Origin of the sequence: Microcoleus sp., from assembly GCF_049646505.1 — a bacterium.
GTDB lineage: Bacteria > Cyanobacteriota > Cyanobacteriia > Cyanobacteriales > Microcoleaceae > Microcoleus.
Genome location: NZ_JBARVX010000200.1, coordinates 1 through 4,273, shown reverse-complemented (window position 1 = coordinate 4,273; position 4,273 = coordinate 1). Strand labels below are relative to the sequence as shown.

The following is a 4,273-nucleotide window of genomic DNA, read 5'->3' as shown; positions in this document are numbered from 1 at the left end:
GGGCATCACAGAATCGCGAACAGTTGTGTCTGATACCGTATCCACCATAGCATTTGATTCATTAATACCCCATTTAATTTTCCGCTGAAAAAAGTAGAATTCTCGCAAATAGGAGAATCTCATTAAGATTCGATATTCTACGCACAATTTACTTGGTTTTCCTGATTTTTTTTTGAAATGTTTTTTCCGCTTTGACTATTTTTACCATCTCTTGGATGTCTCTTTATGTACTCCACAGTAGCGTTTAAAGCCTTTAGGGGTTGAGTTTTATAATTGTTCGCAATTCATATTATTAAGCTAATATTTGATTTTATTTTACCAGAGCTATCGCACTTTCGCAAGAAATCTAAAGTCGGTCTGCGCCGACTTTAGAAAATTGGTTCGCAGCATCGGAATGCAAGTCCTAATAAAAAATCCGAGGACTAAACTCCTCACTACAAACATTTTTTATTAAGGGTAATTGACCGGACACGATCTCAAAGAACACGATAGGTGAAAACTGGATTTGATATTAATAACGCGGGATAGTTCGATCGACAACCATTGAGTAAGCATCGATGCCGCCAACGATATTTTTAACGTTGGTAAATCCTCGATCGGTCAACCACTGGCACATTTGAGCCGATCGCACTCCGTGGTGACACAGCACTAGGGTTTCTGTATCGCTCAAAAGTCGATCGTCAATTTCAGCAGACCATTCAGCAAACTCGCTCAGCGGAAAAGCTGCAAATCCCGGCAGCGCCGCGAGTTCAATTTCGTAAGGTTCCCGCACGTCCACAAGCTGCAATTTCTCAGCATTGGTGGTTTCTGCTAATCGGCGACCTAATTCTTCGACGGTAATTTGAGCAAATTTTTGTGACATTTGATTATAAAAAAGTAGTCAGTTGGCAGCAGTCATTAGTCAGTTTGCAGTAGTCAACTGCCAACAGTCAACAGTCAACAGTCAACAGTCAACAGTCAACTGCCAACAGTCAACTGCCAACAGTCAACTGCCAACAGTGATTAATTAAGTCGCGAAGGCGGTGGCATTAGCTCCACAGGAGGCGTGGGTGCAGGGCGACCGTCCAACTGGCTCACTCTGTCCCTGGGATCGAGACAAGTTGCCAGTAACCTGTCAGTAGGAAAGTCCAGCTTGCCGCTCAAGCCGACGACGCATTCAGCAAACTGTTGTGGTAATAAACTGCGGCGGCACCCGTCGAGGACTAACAGGGGAGCTGCTGGTTGAGTTTTAGTTTTGCTGTTAATATTCACTACGCAATTCGCCAGTTCGTCGGGACGCCTCACCCGCCGACAGCTAGAAAGCGCTTCTATACCAGAGATATTGGTTTTGCGGTTGATTTGGAGGGCGCATTTAGATATGTCGCGGGGATGGAGAGCGTCGGCACAAGCGGAGGCTGCTGCCTCTGCCCCCACTCCGGCTTCGATTAGTTCCAAGGCGCAGACGCGATAGGCATTCCTGGTGCGAGGGAATCTAATAGTGATGGCTGATGCTGGTGAGATTGGCAGTGCACTGGCTAACAAACCGATTGCTGCTAGCCCGGTGCCGAGAGCCAAGATCCAGCGCCCGGTAGAGCTTGAGCTTGTCGGTGCGGGCTTTGGGGAAGGATGGACGAAAAAATTGCGCTTGTGCATGGCTCAGAGAGTTGTGAGTTTTTTGGCGGATTGGGGCGATCGAGCGATGGCTGTTCTTCTCAGAATTTACCGCACATTACCGATCGCTGCGGTCGATCGATCTTTTTATTGATATTTGTGGGAATTTTGACCGTTACAAACATATAATATAGAGTCTGCATAAAATTGCATACAGAGATTAGAGAGGAAAATAAATGTCTCGATATCGAGGCCCCCGATTAAGAATCGTCCGTCGCCTGAAAGAGTTGCCGGGTTTAACCCGCAAAACCCCCAGACGGGATTATCCGCCCGGACAGCACGGTCAAAGCCGCAAAAAGCTCTCTGAGTATGCGGTTCGCTTGCAAGAAAAGCAAAAACTCCGTTTCAATTACGGTGTGACGGAACGCCAATTGCTCCGTTACGTCCGCAAAGCCCGCCGTGCCACGGGCTCCACAGGTCAAGTGTTACTGCAATTTTTGGAAATGCGCTTGGACAATACTGTGTTTCGGATGGGAATGGCTCCAACCATTCCGTCCGCTAGACAATTGGTAAATCACGGTCACATCACTGTTAACGATCGTGAAGTCAATATCGCCAGCTATCAGTGCAAGCCTGGTGAAGTGATTGCAGTCAAAAATAGAGAGCGATCGCGCACGATGGTAGAAGCTAATCTCAAAGACCCTGGTTTGGCTCACTTGCCCAATCACTTGGAATTTGACAAGCAAAAACTGATCGGCAAAGTTAACGGCGTTATCGAACGCGAATGGATTGCTCTTCAGATTAACGAACTGCTAGTGGTTGAATACTACTCGCGTCAAGCTTAATTTATTAGTCATCAGTCGTTGGTCGTTAGTCATGAGTTGGTTGCTAGCAGAATAATTAATAATTGGGTAGCAACCCAGTTATTGATTAATTGCTACTCAATAATGAGGACTGAAGACTGAGGACTAATTTTTGAGAAATAGCTATGCTGAAGGCTCAAAAAAAGCTTTCAACGGTCAACGATTAACTGTTAATCGTTGACCGTTGTTATATTAGACCTATTGCAAAATAATTTTCTGCTATAGGTCTAATATATAGCAGTTCGATCGCGTTGTGAGGTATGCCCGCTCCCGGCCAGCGGCACCTCCTATGACAACTCGAAATGCTGTGGCAAACGCTCCCTAGAGCATCAACCTCTTGGGAGATATTAATTTGCCGATCGTAAAAACTGGGTTTTAGCGCTTAACAAGGAAGCGGTCGCAGCATTTCGCCTGCGAAAAATTGGTCTAATTCCCGATCGAATAAGTCGCCCCAAGGGCCAAAACAAATTTCGCGGGAACTCCTCCACTCGGCTCTCAAATCTTTAGAACTAGCTAAATCCATAGCATGAAAGACGATCGACTTGCCCAGTATAGCTGCTAACTCCAAGCCTCGGACAAGCGCGGCAATTCCCTCTGGAGCGACACCATCGACTTGCTGCAAATCCACGACAACTCTCAGGGTGGCCCTTTCCAAAGCTTGCTCCAAATTAATTTGGAAATCTAGAACGGCGATGCCGCCGAGACAGCCCTTGGGTTGCAAAACAATGGTGTTGGACGGGGCGGTTTCTGGAGCGAATTGAGCGGTTGAATCAGAAACAAATTCAGGCGTGAGGCTAGTGGCGCTCTTCATCTTTCTTCCTCCTGGGAGACCGCGACCACAACTGTACTCAGTACGGGGTAGATGGGGGGAAAAAGGATGCAAGGCGTGTGGAAGGTAGCTGTCACCATCTGGTTTTTTAAATTTGTTTGCAGTATTTGTACTTAATTCGTGGAATCAGTTTGTTGCTCTGGGACGAGCTGGGGATTCATATCAATTCCGGTTGCACCGTCAGGTGATTGTTGAGAGTTGACTGTTGACTGTTGAGAGTTGACTGTTGACTCCGGGTCGAAAAACTGAATGGTTGAGTGTTAACTTTTGACTAGATTTTATTATTCCGATCCGGTTGCACCGTCAGGTGATTGTTGACTGTTGACTGTTGAGAGTTGACTCCGGGTCGAAAAACTGAATGGTTGAGTGTTAACTTTTGACTAGATTTTATTATTCCGATGCAACCGGAAACGATATCGCGAGCTCGATAGCTTGGCACGCGCGGGATTTTGGGTGTTTTGCGAACATTTGCTACGATTGTGCCGATCGGACTTCGGAGTAGGTTGTGGGCTCGCGCGCTTCTCAAAAAATGTTGCTGGCGAAAAGGTAACTGGCAGGACAAAATTATCGCTTGACAAAAATCACTGACCGTGCGATCGTAGCAAACCATAGAAATAAGCTTAAATGTTTGAGGGGTATCACTGCTACTGCGTGATGCCGATCGCCGGCAAATTTACGGATTTATGCAATCGACCGTGACAAAAACTCAACCTTTATCCGGGTATACACTGCCAGTATTTGCCTGTGCAGCAGCACTTGCAGCTTTGCGGTGCTTGCGTGGAGGTATTCAGTATGTAGATACTGTATCAGTAGATTTACTGGAACCGCAAGTAACTGCAGAAATTCCGATCGAACAAGCATCTTTACTAAAAACGGATACTGCTCTAGGCGTGACTCGCTCCGATCCGGGGGAAAACCTCGATTTGACTCGCAATCCGCCCGTTTGGGCAATGGTGGACTTGCAGAGGGGAGAGGGGGAGAGGGGGGGAGA

Annotated in this window: 7 protein-coding genes; 4 read left to right on the top strand and 3 right to left on the bottom strand. The window is 46.8% G+C overall.

Features of this window, described 5'->3' with window-relative positions; all coding sequences use genetic code 11:
• Positions 1-511 precede the first annotated feature (511 nt).
• A complete protein-coding gene (locus WBA89_RS10995; RefSeq protein ID WP_424406318.1) occupies positions 512-862 on the bottom strand; it encodes a rhodanese-like domain-containing protein in 351 nt (116 codons plus the stop codon).
• A 22-nt stretch (positions 863-884) separates the two neighbouring features.
• Between WBA89_RS10995 and WBA89_RS10990 the strand changes: the two genes are divergently transcribed.
• Positions 885-1,010 carry a hypothetical protein gene (locus WBA89_RS10990; RefSeq protein ID WP_424406317.1) on the top strand — a complete coding sequence of 42 codons (126 nt, stop codon included), beginning with the start codon at positions 885-887 and terminating at the stop codon, positions 1,008-1,010.
• Here WBA89_RS10990 and WBA89_RS10985 read toward each other — a convergent pair.
• Complete coding sequence (locus tag WBA89_RS10985) at positions 1,003-1,434, bottom strand: hypothetical protein (RefSeq protein WP_424406316.1); 432 nt, start codon at positions 1,432-1,434, stop codon at positions 1,003-1,005. The genes WBA89_RS10990 and WBA89_RS10985 overlap by 8 nt on opposite strands.
• 46 nt (positions 1,435-1,480) lie before the next feature.
• Between WBA89_RS10985 and WBA89_RS10980 the strand changes: the two genes are divergently transcribed.
• Together WBA89_RS10980 and rpsD are read left to right on the top strand one after the other, a co-directional pair.
• Entirely contained in the window at positions 1,481-1,744 is a 264-nt protein-coding gene (locus WBA89_RS10980; protein ID WP_424406315.1) for a hypothetical protein, read from the top strand.
• A gap of 82 nt (positions 1,745-1,826) precedes the next feature.
• Entirely contained in the window at positions 1,827-2,435 is a 609-nt protein-coding gene (rpsD, locus tag WBA89_RS10975; RefSeq protein ID WP_424406314.1) for a 30S ribosomal protein S4, read from the top strand.
• Positions 2,436-2,835: 400 nt separating this feature from the next.
• On the opposite strand, the gene WBA89_RS10970 is transcribed toward rpsD, so the two are convergent.
• On the bottom strand, positions 2,836-3,264 hold the full coding sequence (locus tag WBA89_RS10970) for an STAS domain-containing protein (RefSeq protein ID WP_424406313.1): 429 nt from the start codon (positions 3,262-3,264) through the stop codon (positions 2,836-2,838).
• 701 nt (positions 3,265-3,965) lie between these two features.
• Between WBA89_RS10970 and WBA89_RS10965 the strand changes: the two genes are divergently transcribed.
• A partial coding sequence (locus tag WBA89_RS10965) for a cobalt-precorrin-5B (C(1))-methyltransferase (protein WP_424406312.1) occupies positions 3,966-4,273 on the top strand: 308 nt, incomplete at its 3' end.